The organism is Pseudomonas viridiflava, assembly GCF_003702045.1.
Lineage (GTDB): Bacteria > Pseudomonadota > Gammaproteobacteria > Pseudomonadales > Pseudomonadaceae > Aquipseudomonas > Aquipseudomonas viridiflava_C.
Genome location: NZ_RBTP01000075.1, coordinates 1 through 1,191, shown reverse-complemented (window position 1 = coordinate 1,191; position 1,191 = coordinate 1). Strand labels below are relative to the sequence as shown.

At 65.5% G+C, this 1,191-nt stretch carries 1 protein-coding gene; it reads left to right on the top strand.

From position 1 onward, the window contains the following. Positions 1–1,191 (top strand): type VI secretion system Vgr family protein (locus tag ALP40_RS22945; RefSeq protein WP_122210440.1); only part of this gene is annotated, 1,191 nt, incomplete at both ends.

The window sequence follows — 1,191 nt, the reverse complement described above, 5'->3', positions numbered from 1 at the left end:
CGCCCAGCGCCACGGTCTGGTCGAGAGCGTGCGCTACCTGGGCAGCGACGGCGGCCTGCATGACTGGCAGCTGGTCTTCGCCCCCTGGTTCAGCCTTCTCGAATACCGCACCGATTGCCGCATCTGGCAGGACAAGGCCCTGCCCGCCATTCTCGAAGCGGTCTTTGCCCTGTACGAACAGGCCAAGGGCAACTTCCGTCTGGACCTGCGCCGCGAGTACGCCCCGCTCTCCTACGTTACCCAGTTCAACGAGAGCGATGCCCACTTCGTGCAGCGCTGGTGCGAGCTCGAAGGTATTTTCTGGTACGTCGAGCACACGGCCGACAAGCATTGCATCGTCTTTACCGACACCGTCGATACCCTGCCGGCCCTGGCACCGCAAAGCGTGCGCTTCCATACCCAGAGCGCCACTGAAAAGCAGGACGGCATCACCCAGTGGAGCAGCGGTTCGCAGTTGCTCAGCGGCAAGCTGCACTGGCGCAGTGTCGATTACCTGGCCCACAATCAGCCCCGCGAAACCGTGATGCCCGCCCTGCAGGCCGCTTCTGCGCCGCAAGCGCTGGAGCGTTATGAGTATCAGGGCCAGTACGGCTGGCAGAAGCAGGACCGCGGCGACTGGCTCAGCCGGGTGCAGATCGAGCAGCGCGAGTCCCAGGCCCGTCGGGTGCAGGGCCAGGGCGGCGTGCGCCAGATGCAGGCCGGACGCTGGTTCGAACTGACCGACCATCCGCTCTATGCCCGCAAGGCTGCCGAAGAACGTCAGTTCCTGCTGATCGAGGTGCAGTTCTTTGCCGAGAGCAACCTGCCGATGGCCCGCGAGCGACGCGAAGCGCCGGGCAGTCTGGCACCGCTCTTCAAGGCAGTGCGCCCTGAGCCATCTGTACTGGGCAATGTGGCCGACACGCTGGGCGTCAACGGCCACGGCTTCTTTCTCAACCGTTTCGAAGGCCAGTTGCGCAGCGTGCCGTTTCGCAGTCCCGCCGAGCATGCCAAACCCGCTCACCCCGGTCCGCAGACCGCCGTGGTGGTCACTCCCGGGGGCCAGGAAGTTTTCACCGACAGCCTCAACCGCCTGTGCGTACGCTTTCACTGGGACCGGCTGTCCCAGGACGGCGAGCTGGGCTCCTGCTGGCTGCGCATGATGCAACCCAGCAGCGGACCCGACTGGGGCAGCGTGCATGTGCCGCGTGC